Origin of the sequence: Bifidobacterium thermacidophilum subsp. thermacidophilum DSM 15837, assembly GCF_000426425.1 — a bacterium.
In the GTDB taxonomy this organism is placed as follows: domain Bacteria; phylum Actinomycetota; class Actinomycetes; order Actinomycetales; family Bifidobacteriaceae; genus Bifidobacterium; species Bifidobacterium thermacidophilum.
The window spans coordinates 260,275-284,808 of the sequence record NZ_AUFI01000007.1; the positions used below are offsets into that span (position 1 = coordinate 260,275).

The 24,534-nt window shown below is 61.4% G+C and carries 15 protein-coding genes, 1 tRNA gene and 2 pseudogenes; 10 read left to right on the forward strand and 8 right to left on the reverse strand.

Annotation, left to right across the window (positions count from 1 at the left end; genetic code table 11):
* Positions 1-969: 969 nt before the first annotated feature.
* The 6 genes from K315_RS0103495 to K315_RS09930 all read left to right on the forward strand — a co-directional run bounded on the left by K315_RS0103495 (position 970) and on the right by K315_RS09930 (position 7,725).
* Positions 970-2,586, forward strand: coding sequence for an ABC transporter substrate-binding protein (locus K315_RS0103495; RefSeq protein ID WP_029576210.1), 1,617 nt, complete (start codon positions 970-972; stop codon positions 2,584-2,586).
* A 170-nt stretch (positions 2,587-2,756) separates the two neighbouring features.
* Positions 2,757-3,752, forward strand: a complete 996-nt coding sequence (locus tag K315_RS0103500; protein ID WP_238556457.1) for an ABC transporter permease — start codon at positions 2,757-2,759, stop codon at positions 3,750-3,752.
* The gene (locus K315_RS10675; protein WP_029576212.1) at positions 3,752-4,849 is read left to right on the forward strand and encodes an ABC transporter permease; all 1,098 of its coding nucleotides are present in this window, start codon (positions 3,752-3,754) and stop codon (positions 4,847-4,849) included. The genes K315_RS0103500 and K315_RS10675 overlap by 1 nt, the downstream gene beginning before the upstream one ends.
* Positions 4,846-5,304 (forward strand): ATP-binding cassette domain-containing protein, encoded by a 459-nt coding sequence (locus tag K315_RS10835; RefSeq protein WP_052316537.1) that lies wholly within the window; start codon positions 4,846-4,848, stop codon positions 5,302-5,304. The genes K315_RS10675 and K315_RS10835 overlap by 4 nt, the downstream gene beginning before the upstream one ends.
* Positions 5,291-6,610 (forward strand): ABC transporter ATP-binding protein, encoded by a 1,320-nt coding sequence (locus tag K315_RS10840; RefSeq protein WP_052316538.1) that lies wholly within the window; start codon positions 5,291-5,293, stop codon positions 6,608-6,610. The genes K315_RS10835 and K315_RS10840 overlap by 14 nt, the downstream gene beginning before the upstream one ends.
* Entirely contained in the window at positions 6,607-7,725 is a 1,119-nt protein-coding gene (locus K315_RS09930) for a peptidase C39 family protein (RefSeq protein WP_052316539.1), read from the forward strand. Before K315_RS10840 ends, K315_RS09930 begins: the two co-directional genes overlap by 4 nt.
* Positions 7,726-8,001: 276 nt before the next feature.
* Here the strand turns inward: K315_RS09930 and K315_RS0103525 are convergent, their stop codons facing one another.
* From K315_RS0103525 to K315_RS0103545, 5 genes are all read right to left on the reverse strand, one after another.
* Entirely contained in the window at positions 8,002-9,726 is a 1,725-nt protein-coding gene (locus tag K315_RS0103525; RefSeq protein WP_029576215.1) for a S1C family serine protease, read from the reverse strand.
* A 287-nt stretch (positions 9,727-10,013) separates the two neighbouring features.
* The gene (locus tag K315_RS0103530; protein ID WP_029576216.1) at positions 10,014-11,039 is read right to left on the reverse strand and encodes a threonine aldolase family protein; all 1,026 of its coding nucleotides are present in this window, start codon (positions 11,037-11,039) and stop codon (positions 10,014-10,016) included.
* 587 nt (positions 11,040-11,626) lie between these two features.
* Positions 11,627-11,709, reverse strand: a tRNA-Leu gene (locus K315_RS0103535).
* A gap of 128 nt (positions 11,710-11,837) precedes the next feature.
* Positions 11,838-13,139, reverse strand: a complete 1,302-nt coding sequence (gene tgt, locus K315_RS0103540) for a tRNA guanosine(34) transglycosylase Tgt (protein ID WP_029576217.1) — start codon at positions 13,137-13,139, stop codon at positions 11,838-11,840.
* 595 nt (positions 13,140-13,734) lie between these two features.
* Complete coding sequence (locus tag K315_RS0103545) at positions 13,735-14,112, reverse strand: DUF3073 domain-containing protein (RefSeq protein WP_015449585.1); 378 nt, start codon at positions 14,110-14,112, stop codon at positions 13,735-13,737.
* A 136-nt stretch (positions 14,113-14,248) separates the two neighbouring features.
* On the opposite strand from K315_RS0103545, the gene trpS reads away from it, so the two are divergent.
* Positions 14,249-15,337 carry a tryptophan--tRNA ligase gene (gene trpS, locus K315_RS0103550; protein ID WP_029576218.1) on the forward strand — a complete coding sequence of 363 codons (1,089 nt, stop codon included), beginning with the start codon at positions 14,249-14,251 and terminating at the stop codon, positions 15,335-15,337.
* 178 nt (positions 15,338-15,515) lie between these two features.
* Here the strand turns inward: trpS and K315_RS0103555 are convergent, their stop codons facing one another.
* A complete protein-coding gene (locus K315_RS0103555; RefSeq protein WP_029576219.1) occupies positions 15,516-15,938 on the reverse strand; it encodes a sterol carrier family protein in 423 nt (140 codons plus the stop codon).
* Positions 15,939-16,457: 519 nt separating this feature from the next.
* Positions 16,458-18,923 carry a glycogen/starch/alpha-glucan phosphorylase gene (locus K315_RS0103560; protein WP_029576220.1) on the reverse strand — a complete coding sequence of 822 codons (2,466 nt, stop codon included), beginning with the start codon at positions 18,921-18,923 and terminating at the stop codon, positions 16,458-16,460.
* 791 nt (positions 18,924-19,714) lie between these two features.
* Here K315_RS0103560 and K315_RS0103570 point away from each other — a divergent pair.
* A pseudogene (locus K315_RS0103570) lies at positions 19,715-20,893 on the forward strand (IS110 family RNA-guided transposase); the annotation flags it as partial.
* A gap of 336 nt (positions 20,894-21,229) precedes the next feature.
* On the opposite strand, the pseudogene K315_RS09355 reads toward K315_RS0103570, so the two are convergent.
* Positions 21,230-21,455 (reverse strand): annotated as a pseudogene (locus K315_RS09355) (hypothetical protein).
* Between the two features lie 160 nt (positions 21,456-21,615).
* Here K315_RS09355 and K315_RS0103580 point away from each other — a divergent pair.
* Together K315_RS0103580 and K315_RS0103585 are read left to right on the forward strand one after the other, a co-directional pair.
* A complete protein-coding gene (locus tag K315_RS0103580) occupies positions 21,616-22,347 on the forward strand; it encodes a rhomboid family intramembrane serine protease (RefSeq protein ID WP_029576223.1) in 732 nt (243 codons plus the stop codon).
* Between the two features lie 805 nt (positions 22,348-23,152).
* Positions 23,153-24,406 (forward strand): THUMP-like domain-containing protein, encoded by a 1,254-nt coding sequence (locus K315_RS0103585; RefSeq protein WP_029576224.1) that lies wholly within the window; start codon positions 23,153-23,155, stop codon positions 24,404-24,406.
* Positions 24,407-24,534 lie beyond the last annotated feature (128 nt).

The following is a 24,534-nucleotide window of genomic DNA, read 5'->3' on the forward strand; positions in this document are numbered from 1 at the left end:
CCGGGACTCGTATTGCCACCTGCAGGCAGAGCAATACGGCGGATTTCAGCCGACCGGCCCCCATTGTGTGAACGAATCCTCACACGACGACGCCCGCAACCTGCCAGGCACCAGCTCGAGACCATGGAACCGATCATTGTGTGAGCCAGAACTCACACAATCACCCTCTGACGCAGTAACACAGCAGACCGCGGCCAGCCAGACAGTCATTGTGTGAGCCAATCCTCACACAATGACGCCCAACGCCACTCGCTGGAAGGAATCGGAGCACGCCAACCGGCATCGTGCGAGCCAATCCTCACAAAGTCACGGCTCGAGCCTCTCAAAAGTGGCTGGCACAACAGCGACGACCCTAGCCGCCCAGCATCCGCCCAATCACGTATGTCTGGCCATACGCGGGACGGCGGACCTGCCAATCGAGCTGGAGTATCAGCTGACATCTGACACCTTGCGCATCCCGTGATATACGTAACCAGTCAATTGCCGGGCATCCCCGCAGCATCGACCTGCATCCATCAACTTACGTATGCCCACACATACGCGCGATGACGGACCCACCGTCCGGGCTGAGGCATCTCCCGGCATCTGTCACCTCGCGTATGTCCACGCACACTCACAACGACAAACCCACCGCCCGAACCGAGACATCAGCCGATATCCGTCGACTTACGCATGCAGGAACACACACGACCCGCGCATCACTCCGGAGTTCCCCACGACACACCCCGCCTTCCGCCGCCGACAGAAGCCCCCGCACCGGCGTGTCGTCTGGTATGCTAAATCGACCGTCCCCAGCGATACGAATTACTTATAGCAAGCGCGAGACCGCCGCCATACCGCCGCACATCGCGCGTGCCGGTAATTTCCTCGTTATGCGAGACAGGAATACTTTGGAAAGCGCAACACATCCTGCATGCAGAACAGCGCTTCGAGCGAACAGGCACAAGACACGGGAGAACAGGTACGATTATGGGTCACACACACCGCTCCGGCCGCATCAATCGGTCGACATTCGCAATATTCATCGCGGCCATCGCCGCCCTCACCCTCACGCTCGCCGGTTGCGGCTCCAACACGGCCAAATCGTCGGGCGACCCCAACACGCTGACGGTCGCCATCTCATCGGCGGTCAGCACCCTGAGCGTCAATCAGGAGGCCGGCAGCGCGAACTACCAGCTGGCGGCGCTCTATCAGGAGGGTCTCACCGGCGTCGATGGCACGGGCAAGGTCATCCCGGCGCTCGCCACGTCCTGGAAGTCCAGCGACAACAAGTCGTGGGTGTTCACGCTGCGCAAGAACGTGAAGCTGCACGACGGCAGCACGCTGACCGCCGACGACATCGTGTACGCGATCAACGTGGCCCGCGATTCGAAGAAATCACCGGGCCTGTCGGTGTATTGGCCTGATTATGTGCAGTCCGCCGAGAAGACCGGCGACAACCAGATCACCATCACCCTGTCCAGCCCGCACAGCGATTTCCCAATCCAGGTATCCAATGTGGCCGGCCTGTTCGTCACGTCGAAGAAGTTCTTTGATTCGGCGGGCTCGAATTACGGCTCATCCAAGAAGCTCATCGTCGGCACCGGCCCGTACAAGGTCACCGAATTCGACCCGTCCAGCCATGTGACGCTCACGAGGTTCAAGGATTATTGGGGCAAGAACAATGGTCCGCAGACGGTCCGCATCGATTTCGTGACCGAGGATTCAACCCGTCAGCTGGCGTTCACCAGCGGCAAGGTTGACGTGTCGTTCAACGTGCCGGTGACGAGTGTCGCCCAGTGGAAGACGAACGGCGGCTCGACCACCGCGTATTCCGACCGCTCCTACTACGGTCTGACTTTCGACCCGAATGTCGCTCCGTTCAACGACATCCACGTGCGTAAGGCCGTCTCGTACGCAGTGGATAAGAAGTCCATTGTTTCCGGCATTCTCAAGGGCTACGGCGAGGTCGCCACGGGCATCGATTCCCCGGAGCAGCTCGCCGGTTGGACCGGCAACGATGCGAGCAAGGCGGCCAAGCAGACGGCCAAGCTTCCCGCCATCAGCTACGACCTGAAGAAAGCGAAGTCCGAACTCAAGCAGTCCTCCAAGCCGAACGGCTTCACCGCGACACTCACCTACCCGACCGGCTACGCGCAGGTCGGCAAGGCGTCGCTCGCCATCGCGCAGAATCTCAAGAGCCTCGGCATTACGCTCAACGTGAAGGAAATCCCGCTTGAGCAGTGGCTGAGCGAAATCGGCAACGGCAAGCAGGGCGTCGGCTGGATGATCTACAACCCAACCACCCCGCAGCCGAACGAAATCACGTCATGGCTACTCGCGGCGGGTGGTTCCGGCACAAACCCGGCGAACTGGAGCAATGCCGAGGTTGCCGCGGAAACCGAGAAGGTCGGCACGCTGGACAAGGAGTCCGACAAGCTCGCGCTCGTGCTGAAGAGCACTACGACCGCACTGGATGAGGACATCTACTCGCCGGTTTACTGGGGCAAGTCGGTGGTCGCCACGGCGAAGGGCGTGAAGCTCGCGAAAATCGGCACGTATTGGCTCGGCACGAATTGGGCAGCGGATTTCAGCAAGAACGCGTAGCCTAATACTGGCATCCGCATCCGCAGGCCACTGCGATCGAGCAGTCCGGCGATTGACGGCTTGTCGCCCGTGGCGGATTCCGTCGCGGGCGACAAGCCGTTCGCATCGCACCGGTACACCGGCGCTTCGGCCGCCTCAGCCCAGATGCGTATATAACGAAAGGCGGATTTGTGAAAGTCGCGAAGTTCATAGGCAGACGCCTCGCCAATCTGGTGATTCTGCTATTCGTGCTGTCGCTGGTCACGTTCGGCCTGCTGTACCTGACGAACAGCGACCCGGCACGCACATTGGCCGGCGCGAAAAAGGTCAGCGCTGCGCAGCTTGCGGCGATCCGCCACCAGTATCACCTTGACGAACCGTTGTGGAAGCAGTACATGATCTGGCTCAGCAACGCGGTTCACGGGGATTTCGGCACGTCAATCCGCACGCAACTGCCGGTGTCTCAGATGATCGGGCAGCGCGCATGGGTCACGTTGACGTTGGCCTTGCTGGCTCTCACGATTGCGCTGCTCATCGGCTTGCCGCTTGGTGTGGTCGCCGCAAAACGGCATGGCACATGGCGTGACGGGCTGATCACCGCGCTGGCCGTCGTCGGGCTGAGCGCACCGAGTTTCGCTGTCGGCCTGCTGTTGCTGTACGTGTTCGCGGTCAAGCTGGGCTGGTTCCCCGTGTACGGGCTGGGCGACGGGAGTTTCGCTGACGCCTTGCCGCATCTGCTGTTGCCAGCGATCACGCTTGCGGTCGGCTTATTCGCCGCGGTAATCAAGGTGTCGCGCGCTTCGCTGCTCGAACAGGTTGAGTCAGATTACACGTTGTTCGCCCAGTCGCGCGGCGTTCCCCGCGGCACGATTACCCGCTGGCAGTTGCGCAATGCGGCGTTGCCGATTATGACATCGTCGGGTTTGCTGATCGCCTCGCTGATTTCCGGCACGGTGATCGTGGAAACGACCTTCTCGATTGGCGGGTTGGGCACGTTGCTGCAGGAATCGGTGACGTTCAAGGATATTCCGGTCGTGCAGGCGGTGACGCTGCTGCTGGCGACCGTCATCTGTGTGACGACGGCAATCATCGACGCGTTGTATGCGCTGGTTGATCCACGGTTGCGTCCGAATGGCGGACACCGTAATTCCGCAGACACGCCGGCGAACAAGGAAGGTGAGGCGTGATGTCCGATACAACACAAACTTCGGCACCGGGTCAAACCCCGCAGGACCCGCAGATGTCAGTGCCTCAACCGGCATCCCAGCCCGCCGCAACGCAGCCCGCCACGACGCAACCGAACGCGCAGCACCACGCCGCGTCCCAGCCCGCCACGACGCAACCGAACGCGCAGCACCACGCCGCGTCATCACAGCCGAACACATCACAGCCGAACACACCCCAGCCCGCAACACTGCAACCCGCCACAACACCACGGCATCCGCGACTGCTACCGCTGCCCGCCCGCATCCGCCACGCGATGAGCGGCTCGTGGGCCATGCTGATCGCCACACTGATTCTTCTGGCCACCGCTGTTATCGGCTTGATTCCATCGTTCAATTCGCAGGCGTTGAAGCAGGATATCGTGCTCGGTACCGTTCCTGCCGGCACGGATGGCCACATATGGGGTACTGACGCGCTGGGCCGTGACGTATTCATGCTGACCATCGCCGGCGCCCGCACAGCCATCGCCGGCCCGGTAGTGATTGCGGTCGGCGCGATGGCGATCGGCCTTGTATTCGGCCTGCTCGCCGCATATACGGGCGGCTGGATGGATTGGCTGATCTCCCGCGTAGTGGAACTCATGCTTTCCCTGCCGACGCTGCTGCTCGCCATTGTGCTCGCCGGTCTGATCGGCGGCGGCTACTGGGTGAACGTGCTCGTGTTCATGCTGCTGTACGCGCCCTACGAAATCCGCCTGGTGCGGTCCGCCGCGCTCTCGCACCTGCACGACCCGTTCCTCGATGCCGCGCGACTGTTGGAACTCAGCCCGGCGCATATCCTCGCACGCCACGTATTCCCGGTGATCCGGCCGGTGGTCGGGGCAGCCATGTTCCTCGACATGAGCAATGCGCTGGTATCGTTGTCGTCGCTGTCGTTCCTCGGCCTCGGCATCTCCCCACAGGCCGCCGATTGGGGCCGGCAGCTTTCGGATGCGCGCGACCAGCTGTTCAACAATCCGATGACCGCGATCGCGCCGGGCATCGCAATCATCGTGGTCTCGGTAGCAATGAACATCGTGGGTGACTGGATTACCGCTCGTGCGGATAGGGGTGAACGATGAGCATCATGAACAACAGCCTGCAATCGACCTCGAAGCAAGGCCAGAATCCGCAGAACCCCGCCATTACGCTTCGTGGTCTCAAGGTGCGCATCGGCGACACTGAACTGTTGCACGGCGTCGATTTGGATATTCCGCGCGGCGATACCACGGCAATCGTCGGCGAATCCGGCTCGGGCAAATCGTTGACCGCGAAAGCCCTCGCCGGTCTGCTGCCGCGATATGCGACTGTACAGGGTTTATACAGCCTACTTGATGACACCGTGGATTTGGCCGGCGGCGAGCGCTCATGGCGTGCGTTGCGCGGCGGCGCGATCGTGTGGCTTCCGCAGGACCCGTTCTCCTCGCTTGACCCGCTGCATACGTGCGGAACTCAGATTGCCGCCGGTATGCGCAGCGGCTCCCGTGCCGAGCGTCGCAATCGCGCGCGTCGGCTGCTGACGGATGTGGGGGCTTGACGCTGGTATCGCCGACCGCTACCCGCATGAGCTGTCAGGCGGTATGCGTCAGCGTGTGGCGATTGCCGCCGCACTTGCGCCGAAACCCCAAGTCCTGATCGCCGACGAGCCGACCACCGCGTTGGACGCGCAGATGCAGAGCGGCGTGCTGGACCTGCTGGACCTGCTGCGTGACGAACGCCAATTGACGCTTGTGCTAATCACGCATGATCTGGCGCTTGCCGCACAGCGCGCCGACCATCTGGTGGTGTTCCGCGACGGCAGGGTGGTCGAAACGGGGAGTCGCGATGATATCATCCGGCACCCGCGAACCGCGTATACGCGCGAACTGCTTGCCGCCCACACCGGCATCGGCGAAACAGCACGTCCAGCCATCGGCAAGACCGTTGTGCGGGCCGAACATCTGGTGAAGCGTTTCGCCAGCGCTCCCCGACCTGCGGTCGACGACGTTTCACTCGAGGTGCATGCCGGCGAAATCCTCGGCCTGGTGGGCGCCTCCGGTTCCGGCAAGTCCACGGTCGCACGCTGCCTGGTCCATCTGGAACGCCCGGATTCCGGCGATGTGCGGTATGCGGACGGCAAGGGCGGCACGACCGGCTGGTCGATGCATGTGGCGCAACTCGTATTCCAGAACCCGTATCAGTCGTTGAATCCGACGATGACAGTCCGACAGACGCTTGCTGAGGCGCTGCACGCGTCCGGGGAGACAGCCGATGACACGCATATCCGCCGGCTATTGGATGTTGTCGGGCTGGAAACCGAGTATCTGGACCGCAAACCGGGTACCTTGTCCGGCGGGCAATGCCAGCGTGTGGCCATCGCGCGCGCCCTTGCGCCGCAGCCGAAACTGCTGGTGGCCGATGAAGCGGTGACCGCGCTGGACGCGAATGTGCAACGGCATGTGCTCGAAACCCTGCTTTCGCTGCGGGAACACACAGATCTGGCGATTCTGTTCATTTCGCATGACCTTGATACCGTTCGTCGTATCGCTGACCGGATCGCGGTCATGGTCGACGGCCGGATCATCGAAGAGGGCGCCACCGCCGAAGTCATGGATCATCCGAAACACGAATACACACGCAAGCTCATCGCCTCAGTGCCGCAGGCGCTGTCCCTCGACGCGGCAAATACAGCTGATACTGCTGATATAACCCGCGAAGGTAGCACCGTGAACGCCGACACCGCCAACGCTGCAGCCGTCACCAACGCTGCAGCCGTCACCAACACCACGGCCACTGCCGGCACTGCAGTCGCCGCCAATGCCAACCGCACCGCCAACTCCGTCGCCACAAAGGAATCCCGATGACCACCGGACCAGACCCGCGTCAGCAGGCCACAAGCGACCCTTCAACCGCGTCCGGCGACGCAAGTGTACAGTACCGCACGATTGCCGTCCCACAATCGGTAAGCGGCCGGACGCAAGATATTCCCCGCGAAGCCGAACACATGGGCACAATCTGCGCTGCCGGCCCCAAGGCGTGTGACGATATCCGCTCGATCTATCTCAAACTGCCGGAAACCACGCGCGCCGCACTGGTCCAGGCGCAGGGCGCACTGGAGCGCACGGTGTACACAGCGAACGACGGCCGCGACACCGCATTCCTACTGGGATTTCACCGCCCTCACACCGCCCAAGAGAAGCTGTGCGCGTTCAGCGGTTGCGAACACCTGCGGAATGGACTTGTCGAATATGCGGCACTGCACGCGATTCATGATTCGCACACGATCACAGTCAAAACAGAGCCGGGAGTCTATGCCGAACAGGCAATGACAACATACGACGGGCAATCCTGGCGTGTGCTGGGCGAGCATGACCACTACCGCCAGACCACGGAATTCACCTGCGGTCCGGTTTCGCTGTTGAACGCAATGCACCGGCTGCATCCGCAGATGGCGGCGAACCGGGTGGACGAGCTGCATATCTGGCACGAGGCGACAATCGCCGTGGCATGCGAACCATACGGCCTGGCGTTGAGTGCGGCGAAACGCGGCGAGAATCCACGCATCGTCGTTTCCAAAACCGGGCCGGTGCTCAATCCGGCGCATGGCGCGATGGGTATGATCGATGCCGCGATGTCACGCGACGTACAGGAGCATTTTGCGGCTGAGGCGCGGAAAATCGGCATTCCCATCGATATCACGTCGTTCACCGCAGCGAATGTCGCGCGGCGGCTGGATGGCGGGCATGTGGCACTGGTGCTGATTGACGAGCATGTCATGCACGGGGTAACCTGCCCGCATTGGGTGACCGTGACCGGCGAACTTGCCGATGGCACGCTGCTGGTCGACGACCCGTGGATTGACGAGCCCTACGGCGAAACGCTGGTGGACACCTACCAGCTGCCAATCCGACAGGCTGATTTCGATCTGATGATCCACTACGACGAGCCGGCGAGCGCCCAAGCAATGGTCATTCTGTAGTCCACTCCCAGTCCCCTCACAAACCAGCTACGCTCACACGCCTTCCGCCGTAACCAGTTTGGGTAACCACTAACCCGGTTACGGCGGGAGTACGAGCGCACGCACCAGCACAACCCACAAAACACACCGGCACAACCCGCAGACACACGCGCAAACGAAAGGCCCGGCAGGACTCGTAAGTCCATACCGGGTCTTCGTTATCCGGGGCGCCTAGTCAGCGGGTTTCCGCAAACCATGGGTTTCCCGCAGTCAGCAGCTTTCCGCAGACCGTGGGATTTACCACAGGCCGAACGGATCGAACACGCCGCCGCCGTCATCGTTGGAACCGTTGCCGCTTCCATCGCTGTTGCCGCTATTGCCGTTGCTGCTGCCAGAACCGTTCGAGTTATTGGAGCTCGTAGCGGTTTCAGCCTGGTCGAGGGTCACGTCCACATCCATCGTCTTGCCGTCGCGCACGATGGTGAGCGTCACTTTCTCGTTCAACGTCGCAGCCCGCACGTAGCCGAGCAACGAGTAGCTGTTGGTCACTGCATTGCCGTTGAAGGCGACGATGGTGTCACCGGACTTCAAGCCGGCCTTGTCCGCCGCGCTGCCGGAGGTGACTGCGGAGCTGGTTCCGGAGGAGGTGATCTCGGCGCCGCCGCGGGTCACGCCGTCGGCTTCCACGGTCGCGCTCTTGACGGTCACGCCGAGTACGACATGCGTTGCCTTGCCGTCCTTGATGATTTCCTCGGTGATGGTCTTAACCACGTTGGACGGGATGGCGAAGCCGATGCCGATCGAACCGCTGGAATCGGAGCTGGAGGACGCCGTGGCGATCGAAGAGTTGATGCCGATGACCTCACCGGCCGCGTTGAAGGTTGGGCCGCCGGAGTTGCCGGGGTTGATGGCCGCGTCAATCTGCACCGCGTTGGTGACGACCTCGTTGTTATTGTCGTCGGTCACGGAGACCGGGCGGTTGATGGCGGACACGATGCCGGTGGTGGCGGTGTTCTCATAGCCAAGCGGGTTGCCAATCGCCATGATGGACTCGCCGACCGCCAGCTTGTCGGAATCGGCGAACGTCACCGCGGTCAGGTCGCTTGGCGGGTTGCTGAGCTTGATAACCGCCAGATCAGTGGTGCTGTCGGTGCCGACGACCGTCGCAGAGTAGATGTCCCCGTTGGCGAGGGTTACCTGGATGTCGGAAGCGCCGGAAATCACGTGGTTATTGGTGACGATATAGCCCTTGGTATCCACAATCGCACCGGAGCCCTTGGCGACTCCACCGCTGATGGTCGCCTGGATGGACACCACGGATTCCGAGACCTTCTTCTCGACCGTGGTCCAGTCAGTGCTGGTGGTCTTGCTGTTGGTGCTGCCGGAGCCGGATGTGTTCGAGGACACACCGCTGAGCGAGCTGGTGGTCGGGACTTTCACCCAACCGTTGGTGATGGCCGCATACCCGAATCCGAGGCACAGAACCGCCGCGACCAGGGCCGCGACGACGGCGACGACCACGTTATTCGCGGTCTTGTGCACTGCCGGGCGTCCGTTCGGGCCCACCGGAGGCATGGCACCCGGACCCTGCGGACGATTCGGATCTTGCGGGCCTTGCGGCGGGAACGCCGGGGCCTGCGGACCGTTGGCCTGCGGCGCGTTCGGTGCTTCGCCGTTCACAGGCGAGCCGACGGGCTGCTGGGCGTTCGCATTGTCACCGTAATACCCTCCGTAGTAGGCGCCGTACGGATTCTGCTGGTGTTGCGACGGCATCTGCTGGGTCTGCGGCGTCTGCTGGGCGGGCTGCGTTGGGACCGGGCCGTATGCTCCGTATTCCGGCGCCGGGGTGTACGCCGTCGGCTGCTCATCGCTATGCTGCGCGGTATCCGCCGCGTTCTGATCCGCGTTCCGGCCCGTTCCGTTGTCTGTCGTATGGTCGGTCGGGGACAGCGGCGCGGTCCGCTGGACGTCGTCCTGCGGCTGGTCGGCCTGGTTTTCCCAACCGTTATTGGTATCAGCCATAATCACTCCTTGCCTGACTCACGGCCGGCCCCTTGTAGCGCGTCCGGCCTTGTTCACTAGTTATGAGTAAAGCCGCAGCTTCTCCATGTTTCCTGAATGTTTTTTGGAAATGGATTCAAAATCGCCCCCGGATATCCAAAAAACGCGAAAAATCGAGGATATCGGGTGATTTATCGTGGCCGCGCCCACCATGCGAATCAGCTGAGAGCGATGGCCGCACGAACACGTCACACCGAAGCAGGTCACACCACCCCGCATCAACCCGCGCCACACAGCAGCACATCGCATTACAGCAAATCAATCAACCGGCCCACCGATTCGGCGGTCGTCGCCCAGCTGGTGCAGATTCGCATCACCGTATGATTGTCGTCATACCGTTCCATGAAGCCGAGGCGAACCTCACGTTCCAGCCGGTCGATGGTCGCATGGTCAAGAACCACAAAAATCTGGTTGGTCGTGTTCTCGTACACCATCCGGTAGCCCTTGGCGCGCAAGGCTTCGCGGATGCGGTCGGCCATCTCGTTCGCGTTGCGGGCGATCCGCGTGTACAGCCCGTCGGTGAACAGCGTGTCGAATTGCAGGCCCATAAGCCAGCCTTTCGCCATCAATGCGCCATGCTGCTTGATTTGCGTGGTGAAATGCCTGGGCATGTTGCCTTTGGTGAACACCACGGCCTCACCGAACAGCGCGCCCACCTTCGTGCCACCGATATAGAACACGTCGGCGATCCGGGCGATATCAGGCAGTGTCACGTCAGTGCCGGACGCCACCAGCCCGTAGCCAAGACGAGCGCCGTCAATGAACAGCGGCATGTGATACTCATGGCAGACGTCCGCAATGGCTTCGAGCTGCGCCTTCGTGTACAACGTGCCGTACTCGGTGGGGTGCGAGATGTACGCCATGCCGGGGAAGACCATATGCTCATGGTTGCCGTCGGCGTAGAAGGTCTCGCAATACTCGCGCAGCTCGCCGGCGCCAATCAGCCCGTCGTGCTGCGGGAGGGTGAGCACCTTGTGCCCGGTCGCCTCGATCGCGCCCGCCTCATGCACGTTCACGTGGCCACAATCTGCGGCGACCACGCCCTCATACGGCTGCAGCATCGTGTCAATGACCAGCTGATTGGTCTGCGTGCCGCCGGAGATGAAGCGGACCTGCGCCTGCGGGCAATCGCACGCCTGGCGAATCTTCTCCTGGGCGTCGTCGCAGTAGTGGTCGGTGCCGTAGCCCGGCAGTTGCTCCATATTCGTCTCGGCGAGACGTTTCAGGATCGCGGGATGAGCGCCTTCACTGTAATCGTTCTGGAACACGAGCATGGATACGCCTCGAATCGTAAGTAGGACAACGGCATGGATAACAGTGACATCCTATCATTGGGGGCCCTGCGCACGGCGAGCGCCCGGCACGACGAATCTGTCTTGTGCAAGCCGTATGAATCCGCGAGATATCGGCACTGACACCGGCGACACGGGAGATTACGACGCGATAGCCCATATCCACGCAATCTCCCACCGCCGACACGGGAGATTACGCGCGCATCGGCCGCCCGCAGACAAAGTCCCGTGTTTTCGCGGGAGTTTATCGCCGATACGCAGATTCGGCACTGTTCTCCCCGTACTGCTCCCAAGGGCGATGTTCAAGAACCGCGGATTTCCAACGTTCCCGTTGGGAGCTCTGTTGCGAGGCCACCGGAATCCGGTAAACTCCCGCACCACGCACGGGAGAACAGACACGAATCACAACAATCCACTATTTCTCCCGCACCGACCACAAATCGTTGGCCTGTCTAACTCCACCGCCTTCGCCGACACTGAGACTCCCGTAGCGTCGGTAGACGGTCGAAAATTCACACGGGCGACAGCCGGAAAACAAAAAACCGGAGCCGAAGCTCCGGTTTTGTTCGTGCGAGCGGAGGGAGTTGAACCCTCACGAGCATTCGCTCACTGCCACCTGAAGACAGCGCGTCTACCATTCCGCCACGCTCGCATACAAATAGACAAGATACCATGATTGACTATCTGTTGCAAGCTAGCATCATCGGCGTGTCGCGCGTCTTCGCTTCGAAGACGCAACCTGCCTGATTCAACGGCGGTCAGCTCACCCGCGCGGCTAGCTCACCCGCGCGACCCGTTCGCGTAGAATCGCGCCAGCGTCTCGTCGCGGAACTCGTCGAAATACCCACCGTCAATCGACGCGCGAATATCGTCAAGCAGCTTCACGAAGAAATGCTCGTTGTGAATCGTCGCCAGCGTGAAGCCGTTGAACTCCCTCGCGCGCAGCAGGTGGTCGACATACGCCCGCGAATAATGCGTGCACGTGTAGCAGTCGCAGCCCTGTTCGAGCGGTTCGAAATCGAACTTGTTGGCGGCGCGCTTGATGTTGTACCGTCCGTCGCGCGTGAAGATGGCGCCGTTTCGCCCGCAACGCGCGGGGGCCACGCAGTCGAAGGTGTCGCCGCCGTTTTCCACGCATGCGAAGATGTCATCCACCGCCGCGATACCGAGCACATGGCGCGGCCGGCTCTCCGGCATTGCGTCGCAGATCCACGCGCACGTGTCGCCGATGATCCGTTTCTCGATCGCGCCTCCAATACCGACGCCGTCAAAGTCCAGCGAGGCAATCTCCTCGGCAGCGTGCCGCCGCAAATCCTCGTAATTCGCGCCTTGGACCACGCCATACAGCGCCTGGTACGGCTTGCCGAGCCGCTCCCGGGTGAGCCGCTCATGCTCGGCGACGCACCGTTTCGCCCACCGGAACGTGCGTTCCACCGAGCGTTCCTGATATCCGCGCGTATTCATGAGCGTGGTCAGCTCGTCGAACGCGAACATGATGTCGGCGCCGATCTTGTGCTGGATTCCCATGCTGATTTCCGCACTGAACCGGTGTTTCGCGCCATTGAGCGGCGATTTGAACGTCACGCCGTCCTCGTCCACGAAAGCGAGACGTTCCTTGCCTTCGGCGATTACGTCATCCGACTTCATGCCGGTCACGTCCATGGCGAGCGTCTTCTTGAAGCCCGCGCCCAGCGACAGCACCTGGAATCCGCCGGAATCCGTGAAGGTCGGGCCGTCCCAGTTCATGAACTTCGCCAGCCCGCCGGCCGCATCAAGCACATCCTCACCCGGGCGTTCGAACAGGTGGAACGCGTTCGACAGCAGGCATTGCGCGCCAAGCTGCTTCATGGATTCAGGCAGAACGGCTTTCATCGCTCCCTGCGTGGCGACCGGCACGAACGCGGGCGTATGGATGTCGCCGTGCGGGGTGTGGATGATGCCGGTGCGCCCGTACCGCGCGCCGCCACGCCCTTTGCCGTTCGCGGCATCCGGCAGGCGGGTGATGGTTTCAAACCAGAACGCGCTACGGTCACCGGGTTTGCCGGGCTCGGCGCCACGGGGGTGTTCAAGCAGACTAGTCATAGCCGCTACTTTAGGCGGAACCTAGGGAAAAGGCAGTTCGCGGCAGAGTTCGCGCGCTGTCCGTTCGCACGCATATGTCCCGATGATGCCCCGATAACGCCCTGACGATGCCCGGCGTCCCGTCGCATGGCTGCGCGGAACTTTACGCTCATAAGGGCCGTCAGCGAGTAACTTCCCGGATTTCACGGGAGTTTATGCGAAATTCCATGATTCGTGGACACTCTCCCACTCGAGGTCCGGGAGTTTGCGCTGATTGCAGGGCGCTGACAACAATCTCCTAATCAAAACGTTGGAATTCCGCGATTCAGAAAAATCGGCCTCGGAGCCTTCAGCAGGAGTTTATCCACCAAACGCAGTATCCGTGATAATCTCCCACGCAAATCCGGGAGTTCATCCGCTGACGGGCGGTTCCGGCACAAAGTCCCGCCCACAACACAATTGACCGCGCCCGGCATATCAACCGGACGCGGTCAGATCGCGTAGTGCTGAGCTGTGTATCGCCGCCAGCCTTCTGGCTCGGCTCACAGCACCGGCACAATCGCAAGCAACCGCCAGAACCACCAGCGGCCGCTGCCAGCTACCTATGCAGTAACAGCTACTTCGCCGCCGACTCGTCGCTCGGATGCGGCTTCGGCTTCATAGCGCTCGGCAGCGGCATGTGAATCGGCTTATGCGGCTTGACCGGCGTATGCTGTGCCGGTGGCTCGTCGCTCGCGGCCTTCGCCGCCGCTTCCGCCGCCCACTTGGCGTATTCATCTAGATCGTCATCAACTGGTGATGACTCGCTCTTTGTGCCCTCGCCCGACTCATGCGCATACTGCTCTTCGACGTCGGCGAACGGATCGAACGAACCGGTACCCGGCTCCTGGGAATTGAGCTCCTTGGCGAGCTCATCGTAGTCGGTATCGGTAGTCAGGTACTTGAGCTTACGGGCTATTTTCTGCTGTTTTGCCTTCTGACGTCCGCGGCCCATCTGACCCCCTGCAATACTTATAGTCGTTGAATCATCATATAAGAGAGTACCACTTATTATGCACGTGGTGGTTGTCTGCTGAGACTTTTACGATGAAAGCAAGTTTTACTTGGGCTTTCAAGGCAAAGGAATGGTCATGGCAGATGAGCAAGTGACTGCTGTAGGCAACGAGATGAGCGCGAGTTTCCTCGCCGCGAAGAAGCGTTCGGACGAGACGCAGGCTGCGCTCAAAGAGAATCCGGGCGAGTTCACCATGCTGACCGGCGACCGGCCGACCGGACGACTGCACCTTGGCCATTACTTCGGCTCGATTCACGAGCGTGTCGCCATGCAGAACATGGGCGTGAACACGAATATCATCATCGCTGATTATCAGGTGATCACCGACCGCGACACCACCGAGCATATTCAGGACAACGTGCTCAACCTGGTGCTTGACTATGTGGCCGCCGGCATCGACCCGAACAAGACCATGATCTACACGCATTCCGCGGTTCCGGCGGAAAACCAGCTCATGCTGCCGTTCCTGTCGCTGGTCACCGAGGCGGAGCTGCACCGCAACCCGACCGTGAAGTCCGAAATGGAGGCTTCCGGCCACGCGCTGACCGGCCTGCTGCTCACCTACCCGGTGCATCAGGCGTGCGACATCCTGTTCTGCAAGGCCAATGTGGTGCCGATTGGCAAGGACAATCTGCCGCATGTGGAGATCACGCGCACCATCGCCCGCCGGTTCAACGAGCGGTATGCGAAGAAGCACCCGGTGTTCCCCGAGCCGAGCGCGATTCTGTCCGAAGCCCCGGAAATCCCAGGTCTTGACGGCCGCAAGATGAGCAAGTCCTACGGCAATTCGATTATGCTGGGCGCCACCGCCGAGGAAACCGCGAAGCTTATCAAGAAGAGCCGCACCGATTCCGAGCGCAAGGTGACGTATGACCCGGTGAACCGTCCGGAGGTGTCCGCGCTGCTGACCACCGCCGGCCTTGTGACTGGCCGCGACCCGAAGGATATCGCCGAGGAAATCGGCGATGCCGGCGCCGGCGCCCTGAAGGCGTATGTCACCAAGTCGGTCAACGAGTTCCTCGCACCGCATCGCGAGCGCCGAGCCGAACTGGCCAAGGACATGGACACCATCCGCGACATTCTGCACGACGGCAACAAGCGAGCCAACGAAATCGCCGAGCAGACCCTGGACGAAGTCCGCGAGGCCATGGGCATGAAGTACTGACCCGGGGTCAGGTAGCTCTCGCTGCCCCTCACAAACTGGCTACGCTAAGAAGGCCCTTAGCGTAGCCAGTTTGCGTATGGTGAGCAGAGGAAGGTCTTAGCGTGAGCGTATTGCGAACCGATCGCGAGTATCACACAATAGCACCGTAGCTTCGCGCGCAATTCTCACGCTCGCACGCTCAGACGAGCGGTAGCAGGCCGCTCAGATCGTCACGTTCGCCGACTGCACTGATACGGCCGGCCTGCTTCTCCTCGGCCCATGTGGTAATGCCGCATGCCAGACGCAGCCACACGTCCGGCTTAAGTTCAATCACATCAGGCGGCGTGAGATTATGCGGGTCAGACGCCGGTCCGTCCAGGATCTTGATGGCCCCCCACGGTGCCACGCGCACTTCGACGCCCTCCCCCGGCGCCTTGCGTTCCAGCAGATACAGCGAGTACCGCACGGCCCACGCCCACACCGGACGTGGCAGATCGTTCGGGGACACAGTCAGACGCCCCGTCTCACTGTCATCCTGCGCGGCGAGCTCCCGCGCCTTGTCGCGCCACTGTTGCAACCCGTCACGGCCCTTATCAATATCCTGTTCCCTGATTACCGGCATACCCCCATTGTGCCACGGCAGGCCCGCGACATGGCGTGATACATGGCGTATGGGCGGTTCGAATGTGCTGTGCTGCACCGCGTATGTTCAGACATACGTTATGCGTCGGGCAGAAGACATCCCGCACTACCCGGGCACCATAATGCCGACTTACGTATGTCACGGCATACGCAAACCGCAGAACACAATCCAGCGCAGCCACGTTCCAGCGAAATCCAATCAGCCGCGTATGCCACGGCATACGTCACGCAACGGATGGGAGACGTTCCGCCCCGCATGGGAACCGAAATGCAGACTTACGTATGCCACGGCATACAGGACGGCGCGGAAACCGGAACAGCAATCCAGACTCCCTATGCCAACGTCGGACACGCATATTCGCCGATAACGCAAGAGGCGGAAGCCCGCACCACACATTACACGTGCAGTGCAAAGCTTCCGCCTCTTTGGCTGACCGGCGTCTACCGGTCTTGGCCTACCGGTTCAGGCCTATACGCCCATACCGGCCGGTACTGGCGCTTACTTGAGGGCGCCGGTGTGCCAGATGCGCTCGAGGTAGTCCTCGATGGAGCGATCGGAGCTGAAGTAGCCGGAGTTGGCCACGTTGAGCACGGCCATACGAGCCCACTTCATCGGATCGCGGTAGGTCTCCTCGATCTCGGCCTGGATATCCATGTACGCGCGGAAGTCCGCGAGCGTCATGAAGTAATCCTTGTTCAGCCAGTCGTTGACGAGGTCCTTGTAGGTGTCCTTGTCGCCGTCGGAGAAGGTGCCGTCCGCGACCATGTCGATGGCCTGCTTGAGCTGCGGATCCTTCTCGTAGTACTCGCGGGACAGGCCCTTGGTGTCGTAGCCCTTGGCGTACAGGGCGGAGACTTCCGGCTCGGTCATGCCGAAGAGGAAGAAGTTCTCAGCGCCAACGCGCTGACGGATCTCGACGTTCGCACCGTCGAGCGTGCCGACGGTCAGGGCGCCGTTGAGGGCGAACTTCATGTTGCCGGTGCCGGAAGCTTCCTTGCCGGCCTGCGAGATCTGCTCGTCGAGGTCGGTGGCCGGGATGAGGTTCTGGGCCAGCTCGATGTTGTAGTTCCACGGGAAGTAGACGTGCAGCTTGCCCTTGGTGACCGGGTCGTTGTTGATGACGCGGGCCACGTTGTTGATCAGCTGGATGGTCTGCTTGGCCAGGTAGTAACCCGGAGCGGCCTTCGCGCCGAAGAACACGGTGCGCGGAACCAGGGTGTCCGGATCAACCTTGCCGGACTTGATGTCGGCGTAGGTGGCGATAACCGCGAGGATCTTCAGGGCCTGGCGCTTGTACTCGTGCAGACGCTTGATCATCGTGTTGAACATGGTGTTCGGGTCGATGTCGAAGCCGTACTTGCGCTTGGCGAACGCAGCGAAGTCGTTCTTGTTGGCCTGCTTGACGGCGGCGAACTTCTTGACGAACTCCGGATCGTCAGCCAGCGGGATGAGGCCCTTGAGCTGCTCGAGGTCGGACAGCCACGCGTCGGTGCCCAGGCCCTCGGTGATGAGGTCGGACATGCGCGGGTTGGCGAGCTTGATGAAGCGGCGAGGAGTGACGCCGTTGGTAACGTTGGTGAACTTGTCCGGGTACACGGAGGAGAAGTCCTTGAGGGTGACGTCCTTGAGCAGCTCGGAGTGCAGCTCGGCCACACCGTTGACGTAGGAGCCGCCGTAGGTGGCGAGGTACGCCATGCGGACGGAAGCATCCTTGCCGTCGGTGTAGATGCGCATGCGCTCGATCTGGTCGTCGGCAACGCCCTTGGCCTTCAGCTCGGCCATGAACTGCTCGTTGATCTTCTTGATGATCTCAAGGTGACGCGGCAGCAGCTCGCCGATCAGGGAGGCCGGCCACACTTCCAGAGCTTCCGGAAGCAGGGTGTGGCAGGTGTAGTTGAAGGTCTTGTTGGTGATGGACCAAGCGGTATCCCAGTCGTAGCCATACTCGTCGATCAGGACGCGCATGAGCTCCGGGATGCCGATCACCGGGTGGGTGTCGTTGAGCTGGAACACGATCTTGTTCGGCAGCGTGGTCAGGTCAGGGTTCTTCTCGCCCGGGTAGAACACGCGGATCGCGTCGTGGATGGACGCGGAGACGAAGAAGTACTGCTGCTCGAGGCGCAGCTTCTTGCCCTGCGGGGTGGAATCCTCCGGGTAGAGGATCTTGGAGATGTTCTCAGCCTCGACCTTCGGGATCACGGCGTCGAGGTAATCGCTCTTGTTGAAGGTGAGCAGGTCGAACTCGTCGTAGGACTTCGCGGTCCACAGGCGCAGCGTGTTCACACGGCCGGACTTGTAACCCGGAACCATGTAGTCGCACGGGACGGCGCGGACAGCCCACGCCGGCTTCCACACGCGCTTGCCGTTCTCCTCGACGACTTCGCCGCCGAAGTTCACGCGCTGATCACGGTTGTAATCGACGTGGCCCCACGGCTCCTCGTTGACGAGCCAGTAGTCAGGGGTCTCAACCTGCTTGCCGTTCTCGTCGAACTCCTGCTTGAAGATGCCGTACTGGTAGCGGATGCCGTAGCCGAAGGCCGGCACGCCGATGGAGGCGAGAGAATCGATGTAGCAGGCGGCGAGACGGCCAAGACCGCCGTTGCCCAGGCCCGGCTCGTACTCGGCGTCGATGACGTCCTTGGTGTCGAAGCCCAGCTCCTTCATGGCGCCTTCGAACTGCTCGGTCAGGCCGGCGTTCAGCAGCGCGTTCTCCAGCTGCTTGCCCATGAGGAACTCAGCGCTCAGGTACCCAACGGCCTTGGTGTCGCCGTTGACCATGTCGTGCTGGGTCTTCATCCAGGAATCCACGAGGTGGCGGCGCACGGCAGCAGCGGTGGCCACATACACATCAGCGGCGGTCGCCTGCTCCGGCGTCACGCCCTGGGTGTATTTGAGCTGCTCGCGAATCTCGTCGGTGAACTCACCGGAAGTAAGCGAAGACTTCGGTGCAGTGATTTCGGTCATTATCTGACTCCCTTTGACGGAACCTATTCCAAGAACCATTATGCCTGAAAGTCTCGGCATTGGCACGGCCTGACAAGCGCGGTGCGCCCCTTTCTGCATACGTTCTCAGAGGTTGATATTAACATCACCCCCTCAACCACGAGCAATCGTCCCACATCAGGGAGCCGAGTCATCTTTGTCTTTACTGAATTAATCAATGCATGAAGCCCATGCTCGCGCGGTTCACGCGCAGGACGACAAGATGAAAGCAATCGTTTGCAAAAGCGACACGCCCATCATGCGACCGCCATCGTGCGACCGCGAAGAGCGCCGCTACCGGAGCACTTTTCTTGATTTTGTCCTCATCGGTATATGCAACGACGACAGACAATACGTCATCCCGAGAGGCAGAGATTACTAAGCGAACGATAAATCACCCCACGACACGACTACTCCCGCAATGGCTCAGTCACATCATTGGCACCACGATTTTTCCGGTACGCCCACTTTCCGAAGCCATCGGAAACAAGTCGGAAGGAAAGTCCCATTACATTGGTTAGTGGGTCCCGCGCCGCGGGGCCCGGTCGCCGAGTGTGGTATGGCCGAATTGCCCTGTCGTTCATGATCCGGGGGGTGTTGCCGCCGCACACGGGACGCCCCCGACCGCTGATAGGGACACGACCCATCCGAAGGAAAACGGCAACGGGACGCGGATGAGGCCTCCTTGTAATGTGGATGCCGGCGCCGGGCGTCATGACCGTCCCCCGACAGGGACGCGGCGGCCGGAACGAACCGACAGACGGGAGACCAACATGCAACCCGGAGACATCGATGTCTGGCTCGGCCTCGACGTAGGCAAAAGCTCGCACCACGCATGCGCCCTCGACCACGACGGCAACACCATCCTCGACACGCCGGTCGACCAGGACGAAAAGCGGTTGCGCAGGACCATCGCCAAACTGCAACGCAGGGGCACGGTCCTCGTGATCGTGGACCAGCCCAACACGATAGGCTCGCTCCCGCTGACCGTCGCCAGGGACATGGGCGCCCGCACGGCATACCTGCCCGGGGGCGCGATGCGCAAGGCCGCCCAGCTGCTGCCGGGCGGCTCGAAGACCGACCGCAGAGACGCCCACGTCATCGCGTCCACCGCCCTGCGCATGCCCGAAACGCTCCGGGACTGCGAACCCGACGATGAGACCATGGCCGCGCTCCGCCTGCTGTCCGGCTGGGACGAGGACACCGCGCACGAACTCACCCGGACGGTCAACCGGCTGCGCGGCCTGCTCCTGCACCTGCACCCCGCGCTCGAACGCGCGCTGGCCGGCGACCGCATCAAAAGCGACACCGCCCTGGGACTGCTCGAACACTACAAAGGCCCCGACGGGCTGCGCCGGGCGGGCGCGGCGCGTATCCGCGAATACGCGCGAAGGCACGGGCTCAAAGGCACGGCGATCACCGACGCGGTCGCCGACGCCATCGGCGAGCAGACCGTCACCGTGCCCGGCACGCGGGCGGCGGAATCCCTCATCCCCCAACTCGCCTCCGATATCAGAAGGCTGCGCGACAGGCGCACGGACATCTCCCGGCAGGTCGAGGAACTGCTCGCCGACGCCCCTCTTCTCACGGTCCTGACCAGCATGCCGGGGATAGCGGCCAGGACCGCAAGCCAGATACTCCTCGCCATCGGCAGCGACATCGGCCGGTTCAAGGACGCCGCCCACCTCGCCGCATACGCGGGCATCGCGCCCGTCACCCGCCAATCCGGCACATCCATCCACGGGGAACGCCCCGCGAGGGGCGGGAACAAACGCCTGAAGAACGCGCTGTTCCAGACCGCGTTCGCCGCCATCCGGCTGGACCCCGAATCACGCGCCTACTACGACCGCAAACGAGCCGAAGGCAAACGCCACAACGCGGCGGTCATGTGCCTGGCACGCAGACGATGCAACGTCATCTACAGCATGCTGCGCAACGGCACACTCTACCAACCCGGCGGAACCCACACCACCACGACGGCACCACCACGAACCGAGACAACCCCCGCACACGCCCCAAGACCACGACAAGACACGACACACCCCGGCATCAGACGCACTTGACAAATTACATAGGGACACCCCCCCAGAAAAGTCCACCGAAACAGTCCTCAATAACGCAAACAGGGGCGCCCCGAACGGGACGTCCCTGTACAGTGCGGCACGCTCAAAGCATGCGGAATCCTTGATGGATGACGGTGACGGTGAGGTTGGATACGTCAATCCGCCAAAATATCGAAGGCGACGAATACGCCAGACGGATGCTCCGAATGAATGGGCGGCAGCCGATCAGGCCTGCTCAGGCTCGGCGGCGTCATCCGCCTCGCCTTCAGCCTTCGTCGTCATCCTTGTTCAGGCCCAAATCAACCGGTGAGGAGCTGTTCTCCCACGGCTCCTCCCATGGATCGTAATCCGGGTTCTGCTGCTTGTAGATGTACATACCCGCAACAGCGGCGAGCAGCGCTCCGAAAAGCAGCGCAAAGAACTTCCAACCGTTAGAAGACTTCTGCTCCATGACGGCTCCTTTCAGGTACCAGGTGACCTGCCCATCCAAGTCAACTCTAGCTACCATAGTACGGCCTCGATTGTGACGATTGAGTGGAAGAGCGGCAAAAGTCCACCTGCCAGGGGCGTATTCCCGCCGACGGTGCGCCGACGGGCGTTACAGTGGGACCATGCGAATTGGCAGCTTTACCCTCGATCGTCGGTCCGTGACAGCTCAGTGGCGTGGCGGAGGACCTGTCGTCACCGCGGCGATCTGCGTGGTCTGCGTCATCGTGTGGCTGCTGGAGGTCCTGCTTCAGCACGTGTCCCCCAGCTTGTTCACGGCGATGCTGGGGCAGGGGATGTTCATGCCCATCGCGGCAGTGGAGCATCCGTGGACTTGGCTGACCTCGATGTTTCTGCATTCCCCATCCATCCTGCATGTCGCGTTCAACATGATGGCTCTGTGGTCGGTAGGGCCGGTATTGGAGCGGATGTTCGGCCATTGGCGGTATCTGGCGTTCTACTTGATCTGCGGATTGGGCGGCGCCACCGCACTCACCCTGTGGTGCCGGGTGACCGGGAATTGGCTGATGGCGGCATACGGGGCATCTGGCGCGATATTCGGTCTGTTCGCAGCGCTGCTGGTGGTCTTTATGAAAAGTGGCGCCGATCTTCGATCGATGCTGGTATGTATGGTCATCAACTTCGCGCTGCCGGTGATCATGCCGAATGTCGCATGGCAGGCGCATGTCGGCGGTTTCGTGGTCGGCGGTCTGCTGACGTGGCTGCTGGTGGACGGAGTGCCTGCGATGCGAGGGCAATCCGCCAGTCGTCGGATGTGGATATATGGCTCGGCTGTGACGGTTGTGCTTGTGGTTGCGTTGATTTTGTGCGTGCCGCCGATTGGGCGGGTCGCGTAAACGGTTGCTGGACAGCTGACGGATTCAGGCCGGCGTGATGGCTGGCGGCGGGTGGCGGCGGGTGGCAGCTGCCGTATCTCGCCGCAGTGCGATTTCGCGGTCGCACGCCACGGGAATACCACCAACCAGAAGCGTTCAGCGGCCGGCACCAAGCCGCGGTGCGACAGTGCGAGCACACCGCGGCGCGATACCACCGGATCATCGGCCGGCGAACCGCATATCACACCACCATGCGACCCGACGAGCGCACTCCGACTGGATATGAGCGGCCGGGAGTGCGACGCAACCAATATCAGGCCGCAGTGCGACAGCTGTGCTGCATATGGGCAGTTGGGCCAATATGGGAATCCCACATCCGTCGATTGCTGATTCTCAGGCTTGTGCCGCAGCGACATAACAGTGCGCAATAGTCACAAAACGGAATTACACCGGTGTAGTTTTCCACATCTGTTGACAAGGCGGTGGATAACTTGGGTATAAGTGGGGTATAAGTCGTGGAAAACTGTGCAAGTTATCCACATACATATCCACAAATTGTGCATTTCCAAGGATTTTCAGGTGTGGACGATGTGCACAAATAGTTATCCACAATTTCAAAATCTATCGATATTCGATAGATTTCTCTAGTGGTCTCCCAACGACAAGACCCCTAGATGTGGTGTTGCCCACAGATTATCCACCGAGTTGTCCACTTATCCACATTTGGTGGATAATCGCCCGCCCTCCCCGACCAATGCCAACCAGCCCACCCCAACCGTCACCGTCACAACAACCATCCGCCGTGTCACCCACGTATGATGGCGGCATGGATATCAACGAGCAGACACGACGCTTCATCGCCGCCCACCGCACAGAGCAGGTGCGCGATATCGCGCTTCACGCGCATTCCAAGGACGGAACCGACCTCGCCGTCGCGCTCGACTGCATCGAAGGCTGGCAACGCGCGCGCACCAAACTCCCCCAATGGGCGGCATGCAAGGACATCATCTATCCCCCGCATCTGGCCATGGAACAATGCTCATCCCAGTCCACCGCGCAATACAAGGCAGACCTCGCGCAACGCCTCTCATCCGGGGCGCCGCGCCCCACCACGCTGATTGACATCACCGGCGGATTCGGCGTCGACTTCTCATACATGTCCCGCGTATTCGACCGCGCAGTCTACATCGAACGCCAACAGCACCTGTGTGAGCTCGCAGAACACAATATGCACGCGCTCGGCATCGGCAACGCCAAGACCGTGAACGCCGACGCGGCCGCAATCCTAGACGAACTGCCCCCGGCCACGCTCATCATGGCGGATCCCGCCCGCCGGGACGCCCACGGCTCCCGCACCTACGCAATCGCGGATTGCACACCCGACATGCTTGCCATACTGCCGAAACTGGCCGGCATCGCGCCCACCATCATCATCAAACTCTCCCCGATGCTGGATTGGCATCAAGCCGCTCAGGACTGCAACCGCGCGCTCGACGACGCGACGACGCCAGCCGCGGTATCGGAGATCCACATCGTCTCCGTGCACAACGAGTGCAAGGAGCTGCTGCTCATCATCACCCGCCACGGCGCCGAAGACAGCGAAACCGACACCTTCCCGCTAGTCACCTGCGTCGACGACGACACCGTATTCAGCTTCCGCGCCCAAGACACAGCCGGCACAAAGGCCCAGGAACGCAAACAGCTGCGACACAACGCCCAGCAGACGGCCCCGGACCAGCCTGCATACCTCTACGAGCCGAACGCATCGCTGATGAAAGCCGGCTGCTTTGACCTACTCGCACAGCGTTTCGGCGTCACGCAAATCGACAGTAACAGCCACTTGTTCGTGTCGGACAAGCAGGTTGATGCGTTCCCGGGACGAGCATTCGCCATCAACGCATATGGACCGGTCAAACACACGCTGCGCGGCATCAAGCAAGCGAATATCGCGGTACGGAATTATCCCGCGAGTGTGGCGCAGGTGCGCAAACGTTATCACATCGCGGATGGGGGAGATACCTTCGTATTTCTGACGACCATGTCAGGGAAGAAAACGGCGTTCGTGTGCGTGAAAGCGTAGATAATCTGCCGTAACTGTTGTAGATGATCTCTGAGTTGGCGGTTGTCCCCCGACTGCCCCATCGCACCACGCCGCCTGTCTACCCACACTCCGGCGCGGGAGGCGGGATTGCGGCGTTCGCCGACTAC

Bases quoted from the DNA above. Each gene is read 5' to 3' on its own strand.
- K315_RS0103525 (WP_029576215.1), bottom strand. From the start codon at position 9,726: ATGGCTGATACCAATAACGGTTGGGAAAACCAGGCCGACCAGCCGCAG.
- K315_RS10840 (WP_052316538.1), top strand. From the start codon at position 5,291: ATGTGGGGGCTTGACGCTGGTATCGCCGACCGCTACCCGCATGAGCTG.
- K315_RS0103530 (WP_029576216.1), bottom strand. From the start codon at position 11,039: ATGCTCGTGTTCCAGAACGATTACAGTGAAGGCGCTCATCCCGCGATC.
- K315_RS0103580 (WP_029576223.1), top strand. From the start codon at position 21,616: ATGCGAATTGGCAGCTTTACCCTCGATCGTCGGTCCGTGACAGCTCAG.
- K315_RS0103555 (WP_029576219.1), bottom strand. From the start codon at position 15,938: ATGCCGGTAATCAGGGAACAGGATATTGATAAGGGCCGTGACGGGTTG.
- tgt (WP_029576217.1), bottom strand. From the start codon at position 13,139: ATGACTAGTCTGCTTGAACACCCCCGTGGCGCCGAGCCCGGCAAACCC.
- K315_RS0103495 (WP_029576210.1), top strand. From the start codon at position 970: ATGGGTCACACACACCGCTCCGGCCGCATCAATCGGTCGACATTCGCA.
- trpS (WP_029576218.1), top strand. From the start codon at position 14,249: ATGGCAGATGAGCAAGTGACTGCTGTAGGCAACGAGATGAGCGCGAGT.
- K315_RS0103560 (WP_029576220.1), bottom strand. From the start codon at position 18,923: ATGACCGAAATCACTGCACCGAAGTCTTCGCTTACTTCCGGTGAGTTC.
- K315_RS10675 (WP_029576212.1), top strand. From the start codon at position 3,752: ATGTCCGATACAACACAAACTTCGGCACCGGGTCAAACCCCGCAGGAC.
- K315_RS10835 (WP_052316537.1), top strand. From the start codon at position 4,846: ATGAGCATCATGAACAACAGCCTGCAATCGACCTCGAAGCAAGGCCAG.
- K315_RS0103585 (WP_029576224.1), top strand. From the start codon at position 23,153: ATGGATATCAACGAGCAGACACGACGCTTCATCGCCGCCCACCGCACA.
- K315_RS0103545 (WP_015449585.1), bottom strand. From the start codon at position 14,112: ATGGGCCGCGGACGTCAGAAGGCAAAACAGCAGAAAATAGCCCGTAAG.
- K315_RS09930 (WP_052316539.1), top strand. From the start codon at position 6,607: ATGACCACCGGACCAGACCCGCGTCAGCAGGCCACAAGCGACCCTTCA.